Source organism: Mesorhizobium sp. M7A.F.Ca.CA.001.04.2.1 (assembly GCF_003998485.1).
In the GTDB taxonomy this organism is placed as follows: domain Bacteria; phylum Pseudomonadota; class Alphaproteobacteria; order Rhizobiales; family Rhizobiaceae; genus Mesorhizobium; species Mesorhizobium ciceri.
Genome location: NZ_RZQT01000034.1, coordinates 35500 through 54754, shown reverse-complemented (window position 1 = coordinate 54754; position 19255 = coordinate 35500). Strand labels below are relative to the sequence as shown.

Here is a 19255-nt window from a genome sequence, read left to right as displayed (position 1 = left end):
ACAGACATCAGTCCGACCGGCAGATCATGCAGGAAGGCGAGTTCCGTGCCGGGTTCGACGACCACCAGCCCGTCGGGTTTGGCGACCTGCGAGGCGATCTTGGCCAGATGCTTGGTGCGCGCCACGCCGATCGAGATCGGCAGGCCGAGTTCGGCCCGCACGCGGCGGCGGATGGTTGTCGCGATCTCCTGCGGCGAGCCGAACAGATGCGTGCAGCCGGCGACGTCGGCAAACGCCTCGTCGATGGAAATGCGCTCGACTACAGGCGTAAAATCGTCGAGCACCTTGATCGCCGCATCGCCCAGCCGCTGGTAATGGCTGAAATTGCCGCCGACGAAGATCAAATGCGGGCAGAGTTCGCGCGCCCTGCGCCCCGGCATGCCGCCACGCACGCCGAAGGCGCGCGCCTCATAGGAAGCGGCGAGCACGACGCCGCCGCCCACCGCGATCGGCTTGCCGCGCAGCGACGGATCGAGCAACTGCTCGACAGAGGCGTAGAAAGCGTCGAGATCGGCATGCAGGATGGTGGCTGTCGTTTCCATCGACCGCACATCCGCAGTTGCTGATAGAATAGAACAAATAAAGAACAAAGATGGATGGTTGTCAAGCGAAGAGCGATTGGGTGCGGCAACAGCCATGCCGGTTCGGCTTGAACGCAACCGCCTAGACACTATGCTCCGTTCGCAGCGCCGCTTTCATCTTTTCCAGCGCTGCTTCGCCGCCTGCCGCCAACTGGTTGGCAATCCTGGCCAATCTCTCGTCGGCCTTGCGGTGCCTGCTGCCCCAGGCGCCGAGCGTCGCCAGCACCGGCAATAGGTCGATGCCAGCTTCGGTCAGCCGGTAGACTGTTCTCAAGCCATGCGTCGGGTCGTCGCTTCTGGTGAGGATGCCTTCGTCCTGAAGCGTTTGCAGTCGCTCGGCCAGCGTGCGCGAGGAGATGCCTTCGTCGGATTGCAGGAATTCGCGAAAGTGCTTTTTCCCGGCGAAGACCATGTCGCGGATGATGAGCAGCGTCCAGCGGTCGCCGATGAGTTCGAGCGACAGGTTGATCGGGCAGTCGGATTTTTCGCGCGTCGCCATCTATGGTTCCATTTCTAAATCACTTTACTATTGACATCGTTTTGGCCTTGCGTCAACAGTTCCAAATGTAAACTGTTTTGCGATAGCCGTGAGGAGAATGACGGTGAAAAAGCTGGTCCTGCAGATGCAGATGTCGGTCGACGGCTTTGTCGGCGCCACCGAGGATCATTCCTGGCAGCTCTGGGAGTGGGGTGACGAGAGCGCCTGGGACGATGAGCTGAAGCAGGACTTCAACGCTGTCTTCACAGGCGTCGATACCATCCTGCTCAGCCGCAAGATGGCGCAGGAGGGCTATCTCACCCATTGGGGCAATGCCGCCAAGAAGTTTCCGCACGATCCGTTCTACGCCTTTGCGCAACGCATCGTCGACGCCCGCAAGGTGGTGCTCAGTGATAAGCTCAAGCAATCGGCCGGGGAGCCGGTCTGGGAGCGCACGAGCGTGGCCAGCGGCGACCTGCCGCGCGAAGTCAATGCGCTGAAAGCGGGCGAGGGCGGCGACATGGCCGTGTTCGGCGGCGCCGGTTTCGCGTCGGCGCTGATCGCGGCCGGGCTGGTCGACGAGTTTCAGCTTTTCATCAACCCGGCGGTGCTGGGTGCGGGCCGCCGGATTTTTGATCAGGGCGGTCTTAGAAACCTGCGGCTGCTCGGCTCGAAGGCCTATGACTGTGGCATGGTGGTCAGTCGCTATGCACCGGCGGGGTGAGGGGGACCTCCATCTTATCCCTGCTCACTTCGCATCGTGAAAAATAATCCCGACCGTGTGGCGCATGCCTGAGCGCAGGCGGCTGACGCCGTGGCGCAGATTGACGCGGTAATTGCCTTTGGTGCCCTGCACCGGCCGGTTGTGGACGGCAAAGACAACGGCGTCGCCCTGGCGCAGCGGCACCACCTCGATCCGGCTCTGCATGCGCGGCCGCTGCTCGGTCAGCGCGAACTCACCGCCGGTGAAATCCTGGCCCGGCTCGGAGAGCAGGATCGCCACCTGCAGCGGAAAGGCGAGGTCGCCATAGAGATCCTGGTGCAGGCAGTTGAAGTCGCCAGGCACATATTGCAGCAGCAGCGGCGTCGGCCGCGTCTGACCGGCGGCATGACACTGATCGAGAAACGCGGCATGCGTCGCGGGATAACGCATGGCCTGCCCCATCCGCTCGCTCCACCGGTTAGCGACCTCGGCCAGCCTGGGATAGAGCGCGCTGCGCAGGCCACCCAGCAGGTCGGGCAAGGGATAGCGGAAGTAGCGGTACTCGCCCTTGCCGAAGCCGTGCCTGGCCATATGGATGTGGCTGCGGAAATGCTTCTCCTCGGGATAGAGGCCCGCGATCTGCCGGCACTCTTCGGGCGACAGCAGCTTTTCAATCACCGCGCAGCCGAAGCCGTCGAGTTCGGCGGCAAGGGCGGGCCAGTCGTAACCCGCGACACGCGTCCGAGCAGCTTCAACCGCCGATGCGGCAACCCTGGCATGGGCATTCATATCGTAGCCTCCTTGTCGATCAGAGCGCGCTTGCGCTCGACGCCCCAGCGGTAGCCCGACAGCGTGCCGTCGGCGCGGACAACACGGTGGCAGGGAATGCCCAGCGCAATCGCGTTGGCTGCACAGGCCGTCGCCACGGCACGGGCGCCGTCCGGCTGGCCGAGGCGCTGGGCCAGCGCGGCGTAGGTGATGGTGGCGCCGCACGGGATGCCTCGGAGCGCCTCCCACACGCGCTGCTGGAATGGCGTGCCGCGGCGTAGGTCGAGCGGCAGGTCGAGGCCGACGCCAGGCGTTTCGATGAAGCGCGCGATTGCCGCGAGATCGTCGCGCAAGGTGGCCCCGTCTTCGACCAGTAGCTTGCCCGGGAAGCGATGGCCAAGATCCCGCTCCAGTGTGTCGGCGTCCGAGCCGATCAGGATGGCGCAGACGCCGATAGCGCTGCGTGCCGCCAGGATTTTACCGATCGGGGATTCGCCGATGGCGTAGGTTATGATATCGAGGGCGGCGAGCTTGGTGGCTGTCGCCGGAATATTGGTTTGTACGAGGTTCATTGCCTTCACTCCTTTGTCTGTGCCTGAACCCTAGCCACGTGCTGATTGGCGCTCACTCCGATGCTTGCTTTCAAATTCGAATCTCCAAGGCAGGTGCTCTACGGCGCCGTAGAGCGCCGATTTCGATCATTGGCACTTCGCCTGAGGATGTCATGCGACACGGGTGACGGAAATTTCGCCCAGCATGAACACTTCGCCTGATGACAGGCGCAACTCAACCTCGCCGGTTGCGGTGCGGCTCCATTCGGCTTTGCCATCATCGACCATCTGGCCGATGGCGGTCATCACCCGTGATTTCGCGTCAGGGGCGCGGCGGCTGCCGGCAGCTTGGGTCTGGATGTTCGCATCGGTGGTGGGAGACCTTGCCATCGCGCGCATTGCCGGTCCTCGTCAGGCCCGCACCGACCGGTTGGCATTGTCGGACGCTGCCTCGCGGTCGAGCAGCGCGCGCTTGCGCTCCGCGCCCCAGGCGTAGCCGGAAAGTGCGCCGTCCTTGCGGATGACGCGGTGGCAGGGAATGGCGACGGCAAGATTGTTGGCGGCGCAGGCGGCGGCGATGGCGCGGGTCGCCTTAGGTGCGCCTATGCGATGCGCGATCTCGGCATAGGAAACCGTTTGGCCGGCGGGGATGGCGCGCAAGGCCTGCCAGACGCGCTGCTGGAACGCCGTGCCGCGGACGTCGAGCGGCAGGTCGAGGCCGAGCGCCGGAGCCTCGACGAAACCGACGACGCGGGCGACCAGCGCCTCGTAGTCGCGGTCGCCACCGATCAGCCGTGCCCTGGGGAAACGATCCTGCAGGTCGCGCACCAGCGCGTCGGGATCGTCTCCGAGCAGGATCGAGGCGACGCCCTTCTGGCTGGACGCGACCAGGATGGTGCCGAGCGAGGTCTCGCCAACGGCGAAGCGGATCTCTTCGTCGGCGCCACCGGCGCGATAGCGCGTCGGCGTCATGCCGAGCATGCCAGTGGATTTCTCGTAAAAACGCCCGCTCGAATTGAAACCGGCATCGTAGATCGCAGCCGTCACGCTGGTGCCGTCTTCCAGGCCCTGGCGGACCCTGGCGGCGCGGTGCGCGGCGGCATAGTCCTTCGGCGTCAATCCGGTGACCGCCTTGAAGATGCGGTGGAAATAACCGGCGCTGCGGCCGGCGGCATCAGCCAATTCAGCGAGCGAGGGTTCTTCCTCGCTCTGCTCGATCCTGCGGCAGGCAGCGGCGACCATCGCCGCGTTGCCGGCCTCGAGCGACGGGCCATGTGGATCGCAGCGCCGGCACGGGCGAAAACCGGTCGCCCTGGCCTGGTCCAGCGTGTCGTGCAACTGCACATTTTTCGGATTGGCGCGCCGAGACGGACAGGAAGGCCGGCAATAGACGCCCGTCGTCGCCACCGAATACCAGAATGCGCCGTCGGCGGATTTGTCGCGCGCGACGATGCGCGCCCAGCGCGGATCGTCGGTGATTTGCAGCGGCGCGGACTTCAGATTCTTGGCCAGGGTGATGAACATGACCGCATTGAAGCCACCACAAGCCGGCCCCGCCACCCGTTTCCTGACAAGTGCCTGGAGAACCTCACTTGCCTTTCCCAATTTGGGAAAAACCTCTTGTTCCCAATTTGGGAATTTGCTATATCAGGTCATGCAGATAATTGCCAAGAAGGCGCTGAAGGATTTTTGGGCAAAACACAATCAGGCCGAAGCTCCTTTGACGGCTTGGTATGTGGCTGTCGGGAATGCTGATTGGAAGACCCCGGCTGACGTCAAGGATGCGTTTGGAGCGACAGTCGATTTCGTCGGTGACAATCGCATCATTTTCGACATTAGCGGCAACAAGTATCGTTTGATTGTCCACGTCGCCTACAAGTTTCACCGCGTTCTGATCAAATTCGTCGGCACGCACAAAGAGTATGACAAGATTGATCCGGAGAAGGTGTGATGGAAAACATTCGACCCATTAAAACCGAAGCCGATTACGATTGGGCGATCGCCGAAATCACTAAATATTTTGAAAATGAGCCGGAGGTCGGCTCTCTCGATGGTGACCGGTTCGACGTTCTCGCAACCCTGATCGAGGCTTATGAGGATAAGCACTACCCGATTGAAGCACCGGATCCCGTTGAAGCCATTCATTCGCACATGGAACTGTTCAACCTGTCGCGGAAGGCGCTGGCCGAGGTGATCGGATCATCACCCCGGGCGACCGAGGTGTTGAACAAAAAGCGCGCACTCACCCTGGATATGGTCTTCAAACTGAACAAGGAATGGAAAATTCCCGCCGAAGTCCTCGTGCAACCCTATCACCTTGCAAATGACAGGGGCCGCAGGCGCGCCTAACATGCACCGATTCTCCTAAGCCGCGCGTTTGGGCTCCACCGCGAACGGGCTGAGGCCGAGCCAGGTCTGCATCTTCCTGCCGATGGCCTGGTCGCCGGTCAGGGCAACCCTGGCGCCGGCCTTCTCGACGGTCAGCACTCCCATCCAGATCGCCGTCATGGTGTGCAGGTCGGTCGAGACGTAGAGATCGACATCGAAACCCGGATCGTACCAGCACAGATCGACCTCGCCGTGCTTCTCGACGATCAGCCACCACGAGCGTTTGGATGCCGGCAGGTCCTGATACAGGAATTGTATCACCGTACGTCCCTCGGGCAGCGGCGACGGGTTCAGATTGCGCCGCATGTCCCACATCAGCAACGACGGATCGAGGTTCTTCAGCGACAGCCGGGACTCGACCCATTTCTGCCCCCAGAAGCCCATTGCCTCGACGACAGGACGCAAATCCCGGCCGGCTTCCGTCAGCCGATATTCGAAGATGCCTTTTTCGCCCGGCACTTCCTTGCGCTCGACGATCCCGGCGATCTCAAGTTCCTTCAGCCGTTGCGACAGAAGGGTCGGCGACATTTTGGGGACGCCGCGGCGAAGATCGTTGAAGCGGGTCGAGCCGGCCACCAGTTCACGCATCAGCACCATGGTCCAGCGGGTGCACAGCACCTCAGCGGCCATCGATAGCGGGCAGAATTGTTTGTATCCGTGCTGGCTCATGATTGGTGCCTCTCCCTCAAACCTGACCGAATATTAGGCCTTCATGAATGAAGCGGCCAGTACGGAAACTGTACTGCCCCGGTACAGATCGCGGACTGGTTGGCGAGGGTCCTGCCATGCGAGCCTTTTGGCCGGTTGCACGGGATACGCCTGTGCACCGCAACCAGGAGACCACCATGACCGCCTACGTTATCGCAGACATCAAGATAAACGACCCGCAGTGGGTGCCGGCTTACGCCGCCTCGGTGCACGATCTCGTCCACAAGCATGGCGGCAGATATCTGTCGCGCAGCGGCAATGTGAAAACGCTTGAAGGCAAGCCGCTCGATACCACGCTGATCGCGCTGATGGCGTTCCCGTCGGAAGCGGCGGCGCGCGCCTTCACCACCGATCCTGCCTACGCGCCCTTCGTCTCGGCCCGTCAGGACGGCAGCGACAGCCGTTTCCAGATGATCGACAACACCGATCTGGCCGGAACGATCCCGTATCTGCCGAAGGGATGATCCTTTTCGGTAGCCGTTACATCAATTTCGGGATCTCCAAGCAACAACAGCCACAGCGCTTGCCTGCCGGGCCTCCGTATTTTCGGCGGCCGGCCAGCTGTGCTTTTTCAAGAAGAATGGAATGAAGATGATATCAAACTTTCGCAGCGGACTTCTTATGGCGGGGACCATGCTGGCAATCTGCACCACCCTCGCGCAGGCGCATCAGGAGCCGGCTGAAGCTGCCTCCGGCCCCAACCCGCTGGCCGACAAGGTGCGGGCTGTCAACAGCCGGTTTGTCGACGTCAAGGCAGCGGTATCAGAGGGCTATGCGCCTATTCCTTGTGCCAGCGGCATCACCGGCGGCGCCATGGGCATCCACTATGTCAACGGCCAGTATCTGAAGGACGACAAGATCGACATCGCCCGTCCCGAAGCTGTGATGTACGAGCCGATGGCCGATGGCACGCTGAAGCTGGTGGCGGTCGAGTACATCACTTCGAAAGGACCGGCATCGTTGGACGGCCAGCTGTTCAACTTCAACAACGCCCCCAACCGCTATGGCCTGGGTGAATTCTACGAGCTGCATGTCTGGGCCTGGAAAGGGAACCCGACAGGCACGTTCGCCGACATGAATCCGAAAGTGTCATGCGAGCACGCAATGGCGCCGAGCCAATAAGCAATGAGGCCAGGCGGCATTGACGCCGCCTGGCCCGACGATCGTTTTGCCTGATCGCCTCAGGCGGTCTTGATCAGACCGAGCTGGGTGAGGGCGGCGACGCCGTCATCGAGGCCGATTTCCTCGACGATCCTGCCGTCAACCACCTTCAGCACCGTGGTGCCGGTGAAGCGCATGGTGCGGCCGGTGGCGGCCGGCAGCGAACCGACGAGGAAGTCGCCGAAGGCTGGGCCGGTATGCGTGCCGCCGCCCTCCCACTGGCCGACGACATAGTCGCCCTCGGCAATCAGGTCGGCGGTGGCCCAGAAGTTGAGGTCCGGGAAGGCGGCGCGGAAGTCGGTCATGAAGGCCTTGATGTCGTCGCGGCCGCGGCGCGGCTCGTGCAGCGAATATTTCAGCAGCATGTCGGGTGCCGCGATCTCGTCGACGACGGACAGATCGCAACGTTCACCCCAGAAGTGGGTGAACCATCTGACGACGACGGCCTTGTTGTCTTCTTGCTTGGTCATGGGGAGGTCCTTGTTGTTGTCGTGCATGGGATCATCGGCGCCGCCGATGATCCAGGGGTCACCGGCTTGCGCCGCTGACCTGGGCAGCAGTAGGACGATCCGCCAGACACAAAACTCCGGTTCCTGCCGGCCAATCGAAAAGGCGGGTTCGGCGCCGGGCAGGGCCGCCTGGGCCGGAACCCGTTCCGCTGAGCCCAAGCATGGCTGCCCCGCCTCAGCTAGACCCTGGAAATCGGATGGCCACGGGAGAAGGCGATGGCAATGAAGAAGACCTATGAAAAGCCGAGGCTCGAGAAGCGCGAAAGACTGTCCGGCGTGACGGCGGGCAATGTCGTGTCGTCGACCTGGGGAAATTGACGGCTGCCTGGAGTAGTTCGGTACGGCCTTGATGAACAGGGGCTCCCAATCAGACGTCGACACTCCGCCCGCGCGGTAACTGTTTCTTCTCTGGTTTTGCCGCAGATTGCGCCGCGGTGGAGCAGGCGAAGCAGACGATGGCGCGTCAGGGTAAGAAAAGTCGCAATGGAACGTTCTGGGCAAAAGCCCTGGAGCGCGCGCATCTTGGCGTCTGGGACTGGGATCTTGTGACCGGCGACTGCTTTTATTCCGCGACCTGGGCGCGGATGCTAGGCTACGATGAGAGCGAACTGGCCAACACCAGCGACCTTTGGCTGCAACTGACCCATCCCGACGACCGCGAGCGGGCGCTGGCCAGCGGCGACCGCCACATTGCCGGCCTGACCGACGCCATCGAGACCGAATTGCGGCTGAAGCACAAGCAGGGACATTGGGTATGGGTGCTCGATCGCGGCGGCGTCGTCGAGCGCGACGCGATGGGAAAGCCGCTCAGGCTGATGGGAGACCGACATCTCCAAGCAGAAGGCCGCCGAGGCCGAACTCGAGCAGGTCAATGTGCGGTTTCGCCTGGCGCTCGCCGCCAGCGGCACCGGCATCTGGCACCACGACCTCGCGGGCGGCAAAAGTTATTGGGACGAACGCACCAGGGAGATTTTCGGGCTCGTCTCCGACACCGCCGAAGTCGAGCGCGACCACTGGTTCGGCTATCTGCATCCGGACGACAAGGAGGCCGCGTCGCGCGCGCATCTGGTGCCGCTCGAAACGGACAAGGTCACCGCCGTGCAATACCGCATCGTGCGGCGCGACGGAGAGGTCCGGCACATAGAATCCCTGCTGCGTTTCATCGCCGACCCGCAAATCCGGGACCGCCGGCTGGCGGGGCAGATCCTGGGCACGGTGCGCGATATCACCGAAGACAAGCAGCGCGAGCAGGAGCTTGCCTATGCGGCCCGCCATGACGCGCTCACCGGTCTCTTGAACCGCGCCGCGTTCGACCGGCTGCTGGCCGATCATATCGCGGCCGCGCAGTTGCTGCCGCTTTCCGTGTTCTATGTCGATCTCGACTACTTCAAGGCGCTCAACGATTTTGCCGGCCACGCGGCCGGCGACCTGGCACTGAAAAGCGTTGCGCAAGGCATTCTGGGCTGCCTTCCCGCGACGGCGCATGCCGCGCGCCTGGGCGGTGACGAGTTCGCGCTGCTGATGCCCAATTGCGATGCGGCGCAGGCCGGGCGGCTGGCCGACGCGGTACTTGCCGCGGTTCGCGATGCCGAACTTGGATCGACGGCCACGTCGCGCAAGCTGGCGGCCTCGATCGGTATCGCTTTCGTCGATGACGCCGACACGACGGTGGCCGACGCGCTGGCCTGTGCCGACGACGCCTGCTACGCGGCCAAGGCCGCCGGGCGAAACCGATTTGCCGTCTTCTCCACCGATACGGCATCGGGTTCGGGTGGCCTCAACGCGGCGCGCATCGTCGCCGATACGGTCGATGCCATGGATGACGGCAGGCTGAAGCTGTTTGGCCAGGAAATCCATCTTCTGGGCCGCCCCTGGCAGGAAAGCCGCCATGTCGAAGTCTTGGCCAGGCTCGCCGCACGCAACGGCCGGCTGGTGCCACCCGGCGAGTTCATTCCGGTGGCCGAGCGGTTCGGCATCGCGTCGCGGCTCGACCGCTGGATCATCCGCACCGCGCTGTCGCGGCATGGTGCCGCCTTGCGTTCGGGGGCGCTGACGCTTGGCTTCAATCTGTCGGCGCAGACGCTGAGCGATCCGCAGCTTTGGGACTTCGTCGACAGCGTCATAGAAGAAACCGGGGCGCCGCATTCGGGCATCGGCTTCGAGATCACCGAAACCGCCGCCGTCACCAATTTCGATGCCGCCGAACAGTTCGTGCGCAAGGCGCGCGAGCGGCGTTGCCGGGTCGGCCTCGATGATTTCGGAGCCGGCATGAGCTCGTTCGAATATCTCCGGCGGTTCCCCGTCGACACGATCAAGATCGACGGTTCCTTCATCGAGCACATCACGCAAAGCCGCTTCGACCGCGAGATCGTGCTGGCCATCACCAGCATTGCCCGTAGCCTCGGCTGCGACGTGGTCGGTGAGAAGATCGAACGGCAGGACACGCTGGCCATGTTGAGCGACATGGGGGTCGCCTTCGGCCAGGGATTTTTGCTGCACCGGCCGGAGCCGCTCGAGCGAATTGTCGCGCGCGCAACCAAGGGAGCGACGGCCCGCAAGGCATCGTGATCCGGGTGCGGCGAGTTTCAGGCCAGGCCGGACTGGCCTGAAACTCGACACTTTCTATCCGGTTCGCCGCGCCGTCGATTGCGGGAACTCCAGCACTCCAGCCTCGGGTCGCCTGTGCTGCGCCTCCGTCACCGCTTCGATCAACAGATCGAGCGCGTCACAGGCGGCACGGCTCGTCTCGTCATTGCCCTGCAGATAATGATAGGCGCGTTCGAGGTGGATGCGGGCGGCTGAAAAATCGCTGGTCAATGGTCCCTCCATGATCCCGCCCTGAAAAGAGCTTGCCGGAGACGAGGGAACGCCGGGTAAATATCCACAAGCGGCTTTTATTCAAATGCCGCCGAATGTTGTGAGCAGGCGCGCGGCGTTGAAGCTGCCGATCTCCCCTACGAGGGGGGAGATTGGCAGTTTCAACGCCGCACAGCTACACTGCGGCCCCTTGCGCAAGGTGACATCGATGATCGTCCAGGCCTGCATCAACGGCGCGCGTCCGCGCGATTTCCACCCGAAGCTGCCGCTGACTGCCGAGGCAATGGCCAGCGATGCGGCAGCCTGCGTCGCCGCTGGAGTGGCCGAACTGCATATCCATCCGCGCGGCACCGACGGACGCGAAAGCCTGGCAGCCGTCGACGCCACGGTGCTGGCGGTGCGCCGGACCTGCCCGGGAACACTGGTTGGCGTGTCGACCGGCGCCTGGATCGAGAACGACGTCGAGCGGACCCGCGCGGCGATCGCCGGCTGGCGAGACCTGCCTGACTATGCTTCGGTCAACTTGTCCGAACCGGATGCGCCCGCCGTGATGGAGTTGCTGCGCCAGCGTGGTGTAGGCATCGAGGCGGGGCTTGCCGTCGTCGCCGATGCCGAGCGCTTCGTAGCGCTTCCCGGCCGCGACCAGGTGCTGCGCATTCTGATCGAGATCGACATCCCGGACCTGTCCGCTGCACTCGACGAAGCGCATGGCATCGCCGCCGTGCTCGAGCGCGCCGGGGTACGGCGGCCGATCCTGCTGCATGGCGTAGATGCAACTGTCTGGCCCTTCGTCAAGCTTGCGCATCGCCAGCGCTGGTCGACACGGGTCGGTCTGGAAGACGGCAAGACGCTCGCCGACGGAACTGTGGCGAAGGACAACGCGGCGATCGTCGCTGCCGCCGTGGCGATCTTTCGCGGCTAGTTTTCCAGAATGATCTGGATCGCCTCATCGACCACCGGATGCAGACCGCTGGCCTGGAAGGACAGTCGGTTACCGGAACCGACATTGCTGGTCATGGCGATGGTCAGTTCTGAGATCGGGTCATGCAACATGACGGCGACGTAGCCGGGGATGCTGCCCTGGTGGCCGTAAAAGGCGCGGTTGGCGTAGGTGCTCTGGAACATGCCGGCGCCGGTTTCGCGCATGCGGGTGCCCGGAAAACTCGCTGGCACGCGGTGTTCGAACATCTCGGCGAACAACGGCGGCGACAGCAGCTTTCCGGAAAAGAGGCCGCGCATGAAGGCCACCATATCCGACGGCGTCGACACCATGTCGCCGCAGCCATAAGCGGCGCTGAACGGGAAGGAATCGGAAGAATCCTGCAATTCGTCGGAGTAGGGGAGCACGCCGTCCATGCGCCACATCTCGCCGCCCGAAGCGATGTCGGCGGGCGCATTCGCCGCCGGCGGCGGCCGGTGGTAATAGCCGCGCACCATCGATTTTTCCGGAAAGGCTTCGGTGGCCGGCGACCAGGTATTCTTGAGGCCGAGCGGCTGCAGCACCGCGCTTCTGACGTAACCGCCGAGCGACTGGCCTGAGACCGCCTCGATCACCATGCCGGCCAGCACATAGCCGGTGTTGTTGTAGACGGCGGCTCCGCCCGGCGCCTTCTGCTTGTCGGAGGCGAAGGCGATGTCGACCAGCTGCTGCGGCGTCCATTGCCGGCTCGGATCCATCGGAATGTAATATTCGAACTCCGGCAGGCCGCTGCGGTGGTTGATCAGCTGGCGCACTGAAATGTCCTTGGCGCCCGGCAGGTCGGGAAACCAGCCGACGATCGGCGCGCCGAGGTCGAGCCTGCCCTCCTGGGCGAGCTTGACCAGCGCCGCGGCAACGAAGGTCTTGGTGCAGCTGCCGATCTTGAACAGGCGGTCGAGCGAGACGGCAACGCCATGTTCCCGGTCGGCGAGGCCGGCGGTGAGGGCAGCTGGTGCGGCGCCTGTGGAGTAGGCGAGCGAGGCGCCCACCGCGCCATCGGTGAGATAGGTCTTGAGGAGGGCGTTAGGTCTTCACGCATGGATTCTGCTTTCGCCGCTAAATTGCTGGTTTCATAGATGTCGGTGCGCCCTCGGGTCGAGCCCGAGGGCAGGGTCGCCAAGCTTCACTCCGCCATATCGACAGCGGCAAAGTTCTGCCGGCCGAAGGGGTCGAGCACGTAGTTGAGCACGCTCTTGCGGATCGGGATCGCCACCACCGAATGGGCGATCGGCGCCACCGGCACCTCGACCTTCAGGATCGCCTGCGCCCTGGCGTAGATGTCGGCGCGCTGTTTCGGATCGGCGGCGACGCGGCCGTCCTGCAGCAGCTTCTCGAAGGCTGGATCGCACCAGCGCGAGCGGTTGGAGCCGCCCTTCACGCCGTCGCAGGAGAGCAGATAGCTCAGCATGTTGTCGGGGTCGCCATTGTCGCTGCTGCCGCCGAGCAGGTAGGCGTCCTGTTCGCCGCCGGCAGTGCGCTTGAGATATTCGCCCCACTCGAAGCTGACGATCTCGGCCTTGACGCCGACCTTCGCCCATTCGGCCTGGATCATCTCGGCCATGCGCTTGGCGTTGGGATTGTAGGGCCGCGACACCGGCATCGCCCACAGGCTGATTTTCAAGTCGCTTTCGTGGCCGGCTTCCTTCAGCAGTGTCTTCGCGCCATCCGGATCATAGTCGATGCCGGCGTCGGTGACGGCGCCTATCTGCGCCGGCGGCACGACGCTGCCGGCGACCGCGCCGGCGCCGGCATAGACGGCGTCGACGATCGCCTTGCGGTCGACGGCCTTGGCCAGTGCCATGCGCACGCGCACATCGCCGAGCGGCTGGTGTTCGACATTGAAGCCGAGAATGCCGATGTTCTGGCCCTTGAGGTCGAGCACGGTGATGTCGAGATCGGTGCGCAAATCGGCGACCGCGCTTGGCGGGGGCGGGGCGGCGACCTGGCACTCATTGGCCTTGAGGCGCTCGACGCGCGTGGTCGGCTCGGGCGTGACGGCGAAGACCAGAGTGTCGATCTTCGGCGGGCCGCGCCAATAATCCTTGTTGGCGGCGTAGCGGATCTGGCTGTCGGGGACATAGGCCTGCAGCACGAACGGGCCGGTGCCGACGGGTTCGCTATCGATCAGTTCCGGCGTGCCGGCGGCGACCATCTTTTCGGTCTGCTCCAGGGACAGGATGGAGAGATAGTCGAGCGCGATGCCGGGCAGGAAGGTGACGTTGGCAGCCGTCAGCGTGAAGCGCACGGTGTAATCGTCGACCTTGTCTATCTTGTCGATCAGTGTGCCCATGCCCAGCGCATTGAAGTACTCGTAAGCGCCGCCGCCGAGCTTGTGGTAGGGATTGCTGGCGTCGCGCTGGCGGTTGAAGGTGTACAGCACGTCGTCGGCATTGAACTCGCGCGACGGTGTAAAGTGGTCGTTCGACTGGAATTTCACGCCGTGCCTGAGATGGAAGGTGTAGATCTTGCCGTCGGCTGAGACCTCCCAGCTTTCGGCCAGCGCCGGCCCGACCTCGGTCGTGCCAGGCTTGAACTCGACCAGCCGGTTGAAGATCGTCTTGGCGGCGGCATCCATGGTGGAGTCCGCCGTGCCGATCGCCGGGTTGAAGGTCTCGGGATTGGCTTCCGAGCAATAGACCAGGGTTTTGGCATAGGCCTGCCCGCCGAGAAGGACGGATGAGGCCAGCAGCGACGAGGTAAGCACTGCGCGCAGAACGGTGGATTTCATCGCAAACGCTCCTGATGACACTTTACGGGTTGAGGGAAGGACAGGCCGGTGAAGTTCATGGCGTTGCCGCCGGGGTGATGAAACGGTCGGGCGCCAGCGCGGCTGTGGTGACACCGCGAGCCGCGAGATCGTCCGGCAATGACTGGCCGCGAAGCAGTGCCGAGCCCAGCCGCGCCAGCGTCAGCGACACCTGGAAGCCGTAGCCGCCCTGGCCGCCGAGCCAGAAGAAGCCGGGCAGGCGCGGGTCGAAACCGACGACCGGCGTGCGGTCGGGCGAAAAGGTGCGCAGGCCCGCCCACGGTGTCGACGGACGGCCGATGCGCAGCGATGTCGCCTGTTCGATGCGGTCGACGGCGATGGCGACGTCGATGTCTTCGGGATACGCGTCGCAAGGCGCGGAATCGGTTTCGTCGGCGAGCGAGCCGATCAGCCTGCCGGCATCGGGCTTGAAGTAGAATTGTTCGTGCAGATCGACCACCAGCGGCCAGGCGCTGATGTTCGTGCCGGCGGGCGGATCGAACAGGAAGGCGGTGCGGCGCTTGGGCCGGAAGCCAAGGCCGGAGAGACCGGCCAGCCCGGCGACGACATCGACCCAGGCGCCGGTGGCGTTGACGACGATATCGGCCTGGTAGGCGCCGGCATTGGTCGCGACGCTGAAGCCGTTTGGGACGCGGGAAATCTCCAGCACTTCCTCGCCGGTGCGGATGACGCCGCCGCCCGCCTTGAGCGCCGAGGCTGAAGCGGCAAGCATCTTTCCCGTGTCGACATCGAGCGCGCCGGGTTCATGGACGCCGCCGCAAGTGGTTGCCGTGGCGATGACCGGCACCAGCGCGGTGACTTCGGCAGCCGACAGGCGCCGTACGCTCGGCACGAGCGCCTGCATCTCGGCCGCCATGCGGTCGACGGCTGCACTGTCCTCGACGCCGCCGACATGCAGCGCGCCGCGTCGGTGGGCGGCGAATCCGCCATCTATGATCGCCTGCCGGCTGGCCAGCGACAGCGCCCGCACCAGCGCATTGCCATAGGTTTCTGAAAACAGCGCCGCCGAGCGGCCGCTGGCGTGGTAGCCGAGATGCGGCTCGCGCTCGAGCACGGTGACCTCAGCCCAGGATTGCACGGCCGCCGCCAGCGAAAGGCCGGCAATGCCGCCGCCGATGACGACGATTTTCTGGGGGGACTTGGACTGCATCTCCTAGGGGTAGAAATAATTTCTTATCCAGTCAATATTTAGCGTATAAGAAAATTGTTAGCGTTGTTGATAGCAGCAGAGAGTTGGACTACCTAGGGTAGACTGGCGGCTCGATGGGCCGCGCAACGGAGCTGACGATGTCGGAGCAACCGAACCTCGGTGATTGTCTGCGCGGCTTGAGGAAGACGCATGGCTGGACCTTGCAGGAGGTCAGCACGCTGACCGGCGTCGCAGTGTCGACGCTGTCCAAGGTCGAGAACGACCAGATGTCGTTGAGTTACGACAAGCTGCTGCAGATCTGCGAGGGGCTGGGCATCCATGTCACCGAACTGCTCAGCGGCGACCGCAAGCAGCCGTCCGCGCGCACCCGTCGTTCGGTGACCTCGCCGTCCAACACGCTGCGCCAGCTGACCCGCAACTACGACTACCGCTATTTGGCCACAGACCTGGTGCGCAAGCGCATGGTACCGATCCACGCCTATGCACGCGCCCGCACGCCGCAGGAATTCGGTCCGCTGACCAGGCATGCCGGCGAGGAGTTTTTGATCGTGCTCAAGGGCGAGATCGAACTGCACACCGACCAGTACGCGCCGGTGCGGCTGAAACAGGGCGAAAGCGTCTACATCGATTCCACCATGGGCCACGCCTATCTCTCGGTGGGCGAGGGCGACGCCGAGATGCTGTGCGTCTGCTCCGGCGACGAGCCTGACATGGAAGGCACGCTGCTGAGTGTGCTGGAGACGGTGGAGGGGTAGGGGCGGGCCCTAATTTCCCGACATTACGCCGCCCCCTCATCTGGCGCCGCCATCTTCTCCCCGTGAACGGCAGGGCCATCGCATAAGGATTCTTGCGAAGATGGACCCCCACCCTAACCCTCCCCACAAGGGGGAGGGAACGCTGCCGCGTGCCTCTAATTCTTCTTTGGCGCCGAAAAGACAGGGGATTTGCGCAGGTCGGCGCCAACGGAAGTCTCCCTCCCCCTTGCGGGGAGGGGTTAGGGGTGGGGGTGCGTGCCGGGCAGACATCTCAGGAATTCCATGTGCGATAGCTCTGCCGTGAACGGGGAGAAGGACGATCCTATCGACGGGCGGCGCTGGCTTCAACAATCGAGGGGCTCCGCTACAGCGCAACCACACGTCCCATTCCCCGCCGAACCGCCTTGCGGTAGGCAAGGTCCGCGGCCACCATGTCTTCCATGGCGACGCCCATGGCCTTGTAGACGGTGACCTGATCGGCGCTGACCCGTCCCGGCCGCAGTCCGAGCAGCATTTCGCCAAGCTCGGTTCCGGTTTGCGGATCAATGCCCGCCAGTTCGCAGGAACCGACCGGCGTCGGGGCAAAGGCATCCCTGGTCTCGACGAACAGGCTGGCCCGCCCGACAAGCTCGACCGGCAACTCGCCGCCCGGCGGGGCGACGCCTACCGACGAGACGTGGCTGCCGGACCGCACCCAGTCGGCCGAGATCACCGGCGCATAGGAATGCGTTGCCAGGCAGACGACGTCGGACGAGCGCACCGCGGCCTCTATATCGGCGACGGCAACGACGCCGGGATATTGCGCGGCGAGCGCCTGCGCATCGGCGAATTCCTTCGAGACGACGCGGATTTCGGCGAAGTCGCGCACCAGCGGCAAAAGATGCAGATGCTGGCCGGCCTGCACGCCGGCGCCGATCACCGTCGCGACCTTGGCGTCGCGGCGGGCGAGTTCACGCACCGAGAGCACGGCCGAGCCGGAGGTGCGCACTGCGGTGATATAGGTGCCGTCCATGACGCAGACCGGCATGCCCGTCTCAGGGTCGAACAGATGGATGGTGGCGAGGTGGCTGGGGATGCCTTTGGCGACGTTGCCCTCGAAGACGTTGACGATCTTCACCGTCAGATGCATGCCTGCCATCCATGCCGACATCGCCAGCGAATAGCCGACCTGCGGAATATCGAGCTGCGGCCGTCCCGGATTGACCACCTTGCCGCCGGACAGCGCCTTGAAGCCGCCGGCGAGCACGTCGAGAAGCTCGTGCAGGTCGATGCAGGTTTTCACCTCGGCCTCGCTCAGGATGAGTACGGGCGTGTCACCCTTGGCCTGGGCGCTGCGGGAGGTGGATATCGCTGATGTCATGGAATCCGCTTTCGTTGTCGGTTGCACGACAACGGTATTGCGATCTATCGGCGTGATGAAATATGCTGTTTTTGTTATTTTGGCGTGATTATCACGCGTGTTCGGCTCAGAAAGCGTGAATCCTGAAATGGACGATCTCGACCGTATCGACCGCTCGCTGCTGCGTTTGTTGCAGGAGGACGGCCGCCGCACGACGCTCGATCTGGCCCGGCGGGTCGGCCTGTCGCCGACCGGGGCGGCGCAGCGCGTCAAGCGGCTGTTCGCCGACGGGTTTATCCGCGCGGTGCGCGCCGTGCTCGATCCGGCCAAAATCGGACAGGCGCAGCTCGTCTTCATCGAAGTGCGGCTCGACCACACGGCGCCGCATGTCTTCGACCGCTTCGCCGAGGCCGTATTGCGGGCGCCCGAGATCATCGAGTGCCACATGGTGGTCGGCGGCTTCGACTATCTGGTCAAGGCGCGCATCGCCGACATGGCGATGTTCCAGGATTTCCTGCAGCGGGTCATCCTGCCGCTGCCCGGGGTTCGGGAAACGCACACCTACGCCTCGATTGCCAATGTGAAACCCGACGCCTTGCTGCCGATCTAGGCCGATCTAGATTGGCCTTTCTCCTGCATCGAGCAGCCATTGCCGCACGGCCTGCGTCGGCTCGGGGTGGCGCTGTTTTCTCGGCATCACGACATAAAAATCCTGCGTGCCGCGCATTTCGCCGCTGACGGGCTGAACCAGACGGCCGGCGGCGAGTTCGGCGGCGACGAGAAAGCGGCTGGCCAGCGCAATGCCCTGGCCGGCGACGGCCGCGTCGATGGCGAGGCCGGTCTGGTTGAAGCGCATGCGTTTGAGTTCGGTCGTCATCTTCAGGCCGATCGCCTTTTCCATGAATTCCGGCCACAGATTGTGGGCATCGTGCAGCAGCACGTGGTGCTGGATTTCGGAGGCCGCGATCTCGATCGCGCCGGCCGGCAGCAGGGCCGGGCTGCACACGGCGACGATCTGCTGGGGAAACAACAGGTCGACGACCAGCCCGGCGCCGAAGGGTGGGCGGCCCTGCCTGACCGCGATGTCGACGCCGTCGGCCTGGAAGCTCGACAGGCTTTCGCTGGCCAGCACGCGCAGGTCGACCAGCGGGTTGTGCGCGACGAAGTCGTGCAGCCTCGGGATAAGCCATTTGGTGGCGAAACTCGGCGTCACGCTGATCGTCAGCCGCGCCGGCTCGGGACGAAGCAGCAGCGTCGCCTCCGAGATCAGGTCGAAGGCGCGGCGGATGTTGGGGACATAGGCGCGGCCCTCGTCGGTCAGCGCCAGGCCGCGCGGCAGCCGCTCGAACAGCTTCGTGCCGAGATCGGCCTCCAGCCCGCGAATGTGCTGGGCGACCGCCCCTTGCGTGACGTTGAGCTCTTCGGCCGCGATGCGGAAGTTGAGATGACGCGCCGAGGCTTCGAAGGCGCGCAGCGCATTCAACGGCGGCAAGCTGAGGAAGGTTTCGGGCATGCAGTAGTTTTTCTACAGGTTGATTTCAGGCATTCTGGTTCGAACCGACGGGGAAAACCAGCTATATCGACGCTCAACTCCCGAAAAC

The 19255-nt window shown here is 64.0% G+C and carries 22 protein-coding genes and 3 pseudogenes; 11 read left to right on the top strand and 14 right to left on the bottom strand.

The annotated features are described in order from the left end of the window. Window positions 1-542 (bottom strand): annotated as a pseudogene (locus tag EN955_RS13770) (DNA polymerase IV); the annotation flags it as partial. Between the two features lie 121 nt (window positions 543-663). Continuing rightward, window positions 664-1080: a helix-turn-helix domain-containing protein gene (locus tag EN955_RS13765; protein WP_024501648.1), complete on the bottom strand. Its 417-nt coding sequence runs from the start codon at window positions 1078-1080 to the stop codon at window positions 664-666. Between the two features lie 103 nt (window positions 1081-1183). Between EN955_RS13765 and EN955_RS13760 the strand changes: the two genes are divergently transcribed. Beyond that, window positions 1184-1783, top strand: coding sequence for a dihydrofolate reductase family protein (locus EN955_RS13760; RefSeq protein WP_024501647.1), 600 nt, complete (start codon window positions 1184-1186; stop codon window positions 1781-1783). A 24-nt stretch (window positions 1784-1807) separates the two neighbouring features. Here EN955_RS13760 and EN955_RS13755 read toward each other — a convergent pair whose 3' ends face one another. From EN955_RS13755 to ada, 4 genes are all read right to left on the bottom strand, one after another. Beyond that, window positions 1808-2551, bottom strand: a complete 744-nt coding sequence (locus tag EN955_RS13755) for a 2OG-Fe(II) oxygenase (protein WP_024501646.1) — start codon at window positions 2549-2551, stop codon at window positions 1808-1810. After that, window positions 2548-3102, bottom strand: a complete 555-nt coding sequence (locus tag EN955_RS13750; RefSeq protein WP_024501645.1) for a methylated-DNA--[protein]-cysteine S-methyltransferase — start codon at window positions 3100-3102, stop codon at window positions 2548-2550. Before EN955_RS13750 ends, EN955_RS13755 begins: the two co-directional genes overlap by 4 nt. A 150-nt stretch (window positions 3103-3252) precedes the next feature. After that, window positions 3253-3480, bottom strand: a complete 228-nt coding sequence (locus tag EN955_RS13745) for a hypothetical protein (RefSeq protein ID WP_024501644.1) — start codon at window positions 3478-3480, stop codon at window positions 3253-3255. A gap of 12 nt (window positions 3481-3492) precedes the next feature. Further along, complete coding sequence (ada, locus tag EN955_RS13740) at window positions 3493-4605, bottom strand: bifunctional DNA-binding transcriptional regulator/O6-methylguanine-DNA methyltransferase Ada (protein ID WP_032898657.1); 1113 nt, start codon at window positions 4603-4605, stop codon at window positions 3493-3495. 130 nt (window positions 4606-4735) lie between these two features. Here ada and EN955_RS13735 point away from each other — a divergent pair, with 130 nt between their 5' ends. Further along, window positions 4736-5032 (top strand): type II toxin-antitoxin system HigB family toxin, encoded by a 297-nt coding sequence (locus tag EN955_RS13735; RefSeq protein ID WP_013530736.1) that lies wholly within the window; start codon window positions 4736-4738, stop codon window positions 5030-5032. Then, window positions 5032-5430 (top strand): type II toxin-antitoxin system HigA family antitoxin, encoded by a 399-nt coding sequence (locus EN955_RS13730; RefSeq protein WP_024501642.1) that lies wholly within the window; start codon window positions 5032-5034, stop codon window positions 5428-5430. Before EN955_RS13735 ends, EN955_RS13730 begins: the two co-directional genes overlap by 1 nt. A 15-nt stretch (window positions 5431-5445) precedes the next feature. On the opposite strand, the gene EN955_RS13725 is transcribed toward EN955_RS13730, so the two are convergent. Then, window positions 5446-6138, bottom strand: coding sequence for a helix-turn-helix domain-containing protein (locus EN955_RS13725; protein ID WP_024501641.1), 693 nt, complete (start codon window positions 6136-6138; stop codon window positions 5446-5448). Between the two features lie 176 nt (window positions 6139-6314). Here EN955_RS13725 and EN955_RS13720 point away from each other — a divergent pair, with 176 nt between their 5' ends. Beyond that, a complete protein-coding gene (locus EN955_RS13720) occupies window positions 6315-6641 on the top strand; it encodes a DUF1330 domain-containing protein (RefSeq protein ID WP_013530739.1) in 327 nt (108 codons plus the stop codon). A 121-nt stretch (window positions 6642-6762) separates the two neighbouring features. Beyond that, window positions 6763-7299 (top strand): hypothetical protein, encoded by a 537-nt coding sequence (locus EN955_RS13715; RefSeq protein WP_196815378.1) that lies wholly within the window; start codon window positions 6763-6765, stop codon window positions 7297-7299. A 59-nt stretch (window positions 7300-7358) separates the two neighbouring features. On the opposite strand, the gene EN955_RS13710 is transcribed toward EN955_RS13715, so the two are convergent. Further along, window positions 7359-7808, bottom strand: coding sequence for an ester cyclase (locus tag EN955_RS13710; protein ID WP_024501639.1), 450 nt, complete (start codon window positions 7806-7808; stop codon window positions 7359-7361). Between the two features lie 255 nt (window positions 7809-8063). Between EN955_RS13710 and EN955_RS13705 the strand changes: the two genes are divergently transcribed. From EN955_RS13705 to EN955_RS13700, 3 genes and pseudogenes are all read left to right on the top strand, one after another. After that, window positions 8064-8165 carry a hypothetical protein gene (locus tag EN955_RS13705; protein ID WP_013530742.1) on the top strand — a complete coding sequence of 34 codons (102 nt, stop codon included), beginning with the start codon at window positions 8064-8066 and terminating at the stop codon, window positions 8163-8165. Window positions 8166-8302: 137 nt separating this feature from the next. Next, window positions 8303-8608 (top strand): annotated as a pseudogene (locus tag EN955_RS35355) (PAS domain-containing protein); the annotation flags it as partial. A gap of 112 nt (window positions 8609-8720) precedes the next feature. Next, window positions 8721-10415, top strand: a complete 1695-nt coding sequence (locus EN955_RS13700; protein ID WP_245265286.1) for an EAL domain-containing protein — start codon at window positions 8721-8723, stop codon at window positions 10413-10415. A 54-nt stretch (window positions 10416-10469) separates the two neighbouring features. On the opposite strand, the gene EN955_RS13695 is transcribed toward EN955_RS13700, so the two are convergent. Continuing rightward, on the bottom strand, window positions 10470-10664 hold the full coding sequence (locus EN955_RS13695; protein ID WP_024501638.1) for a hypothetical protein: 195 nt from the start codon (window positions 10662-10664) through the stop codon (window positions 10470-10472). A 208-nt stretch (window positions 10665-10872) separates the two neighbouring features. On the opposite strand from EN955_RS13695, the gene EN955_RS13690 reads away from it, so the two are divergent. Continuing rightward, window positions 10873-11586 carry a 3-keto-5-aminohexanoate cleavage protein gene (locus tag EN955_RS13690; RefSeq protein ID WP_024501637.1) on the top strand — a complete coding sequence of 238 codons (714 nt, stop codon included), beginning with the start codon at window positions 10873-10875 and terminating at the stop codon, window positions 11584-11586. Here EN955_RS13690 and EN955_RS13685 read toward each other — a convergent pair. The 3 genes and pseudogenes from EN955_RS13685 to EN955_RS13675 form a co-directional block, all read right to left on the bottom strand. Continuing rightward, window positions 11583-12644, bottom strand: a pseudogene (locus EN955_RS13685) (serine hydrolase domain-containing protein); the annotation flags it as partial. The gene EN955_RS13690 and the pseudogene EN955_RS13685 overlap by 4 nt on opposite strands. 122 nt (window positions 12645-12766) lie before the next feature. Further along, window positions 12767-14371, bottom strand: coding sequence for an ABC transporter substrate-binding protein (locus EN955_RS13680; protein ID WP_024501635.1), 1605 nt, complete (start codon window positions 14369-14371; stop codon window positions 12767-12769). Between the two features lie 55 nt (window positions 14372-14426). After that, window positions 14427-15560 carry an FAD-binding oxidoreductase gene (locus tag EN955_RS13675; RefSeq protein WP_024501634.1) on the bottom strand — a complete coding sequence of 378 codons (1134 nt, stop codon included), beginning with the start codon at window positions 15558-15560 and terminating at the stop codon, window positions 14427-14429. Between the two features lie 137 nt (window positions 15561-15697). On the opposite strand from EN955_RS13675, the gene EN955_RS13670 reads away from it, so the two are divergent. Then, the gene (locus EN955_RS13670; protein WP_024501633.1) at window positions 15698-16315 is read left to right on the top strand and encodes an XRE family transcriptional regulator; all 618 of its coding nucleotides are present in this window, start codon (window positions 15698-15700) and stop codon (window positions 16313-16315) included. Window positions 16316-16679: 364 nt separating this feature from the next. Here the strand turns inward: EN955_RS13670 and EN955_RS13665 are convergent, their stop codons facing one another. Then, the gene (locus tag EN955_RS13665; RefSeq protein ID WP_024501632.1) at window positions 16680-17675 is read right to left on the bottom strand and encodes an ornithine cyclodeaminase family protein; all 996 of its coding nucleotides are present in this window, start codon (window positions 17673-17675) and stop codon (window positions 16680-16682) included. Between the two features lie 127 nt (window positions 17676-17802). On the opposite strand from EN955_RS13665, the gene EN955_RS13660 reads away from it, so the two are divergent. Further along, window positions 17803-18264, top strand: a complete 462-nt coding sequence (locus EN955_RS13660) for an Lrp/AsnC ligand binding domain-containing protein (protein ID WP_024501631.1) — start codon at window positions 17803-17805, stop codon at window positions 18262-18264. A 6-nt stretch (window positions 18265-18270) separates the two neighbouring features. Here EN955_RS13660 and gcvA read toward each other — a convergent pair whose 3' ends face one another. After that, window positions 18271-19167: a transcriptional regulator GcvA gene (gene gcvA, locus EN955_RS13655; RefSeq protein WP_024501630.1), complete on the bottom strand. Its 897-nt coding sequence runs from the start codon at window positions 19165-19167 to the stop codon at window positions 18271-18273. Window positions 19168-19255 lie beyond the last annotated feature (88 nt).

What these genes read in the sequence shown, in the direction of transcription:
- EN955_RS13715 (WP_196815378.1), top strand. Translation starts at nt 6,763, where the DNA reads ATGAAGATGATATCAAACTTTCGCAGCGGACTTCTTATGGCGGGGACC.
- EN955_RS13680 (WP_024501635.1), bottom strand. Translation starts at nt 14,371, where the DNA reads ATGAAATCCACCGTTCTGCGCGCAGTGCTTACCTCGTCGCTGCTGGCC.
- EN955_RS13755 (WP_024501646.1), bottom strand. Translation starts at nt 2,551, where the DNA reads ATGAATGCCCATGCCAGGGTTGCCGCATCGGCGGTTGAAGCTGCTCGG.
- ada (WP_032898657.1), bottom strand. Translation starts at nt 4,605, where the DNA reads ATGTTCATCACCCTGGCCAAGAATCTGAAGTCCGCGCCGCTGCAAATC.
- EN955_RS13710 (WP_024501639.1), bottom strand. Translation starts at nt 7,808, where the DNA reads ATGACCAAGCAAGAAGACAACAAGGCCGTCGTCGTCAGATGGTTCACC.
- EN955_RS13750 (WP_024501645.1), bottom strand. Translation starts at nt 3,102, where the DNA reads ATGAACCTCGTACAAACCAATATTCCGGCGACAGCCACCAAGCTCGCC.
- EN955_RS13670 (WP_024501633.1), top strand. Translation starts at nt 15,698, where the DNA reads ATGTCGGAGCAACCGAACCTCGGTGATTGTCTGCGCGGCTTGAGGAAG.
- EN955_RS13675 (WP_024501634.1), bottom strand. Translation starts at nt 15,560, where the DNA reads ATGCAGTCCAAGTCCCCCCAGAAAATCGTCGTCATCGGCGGCGGCATT.
- EN955_RS13660 (WP_024501631.1), top strand. Translation starts at nt 17,803, where the DNA reads ATGGACGATCTCGACCGTATCGACCGCTCGCTGCTGCGTTTGTTGCAG.
- EN955_RS13665 (WP_024501632.1), bottom strand. Translation starts at nt 17,675, where the DNA reads ATGACATCAGCGATATCCACCTCCCGCAGCGCCCAGGCCAAGGGTGAC.
- EN955_RS13690 (WP_024501637.1), top strand. Translation starts at nt 10,873, where the DNA reads ATGATCGTCCAGGCCTGCATCAACGGCGCGCGTCCGCGCGATTTCCAC.
- EN955_RS13725 (WP_024501641.1), bottom strand. Translation starts at nt 6,138, where the DNA reads ATGAGCCAGCACGGATACAAACAATTCTGCCCGCTATCGATGGCCGCT.
- EN955_RS13705 (WP_013530742.1), top strand. Translation starts at nt 8,064, where the DNA reads ATGGCAATGAAGAAGACCTATGAAAAGCCGAGGCTCGAGAAGCGCGAA.
- gcvA (WP_024501630.1), bottom strand. Translation starts at nt 19,167, where the DNA reads ATGCCCGAAACCTTCCTCAGCTTGCCGCCGTTGAATGCGCTGCGCGCC.
- EN955_RS13720 (WP_013530739.1), top strand. Translation starts at nt 6,315, where the DNA reads ATGACCGCCTACGTTATCGCAGACATCAAGATAAACGACCCGCAGTGG.
- EN955_RS13735 (WP_013530736.1), top strand. Translation starts at nt 4,736, where the DNA reads ATGCAGATAATTGCCAAGAAGGCGCTGAAGGATTTTTGGGCAAAACAC.
- EN955_RS13730 (WP_024501642.1), top strand. Translation starts at nt 5,032, where the DNA reads ATGGAAAACATTCGACCCATTAAAACCGAAGCCGATTACGATTGGGCG.
- EN955_RS13765 (WP_024501648.1), bottom strand. Translation starts at nt 1,080, where the DNA reads ATGGCGACGCGCGAAAAATCCGACTGCCCGATCAACCTGTCGCTCGAA.
- EN955_RS13745 (WP_024501644.1), bottom strand. Translation starts at nt 3,480, where the DNA reads ATGCGCGCGATGGCAAGGTCTCCCACCACCGATGCGAACATCCAGACC.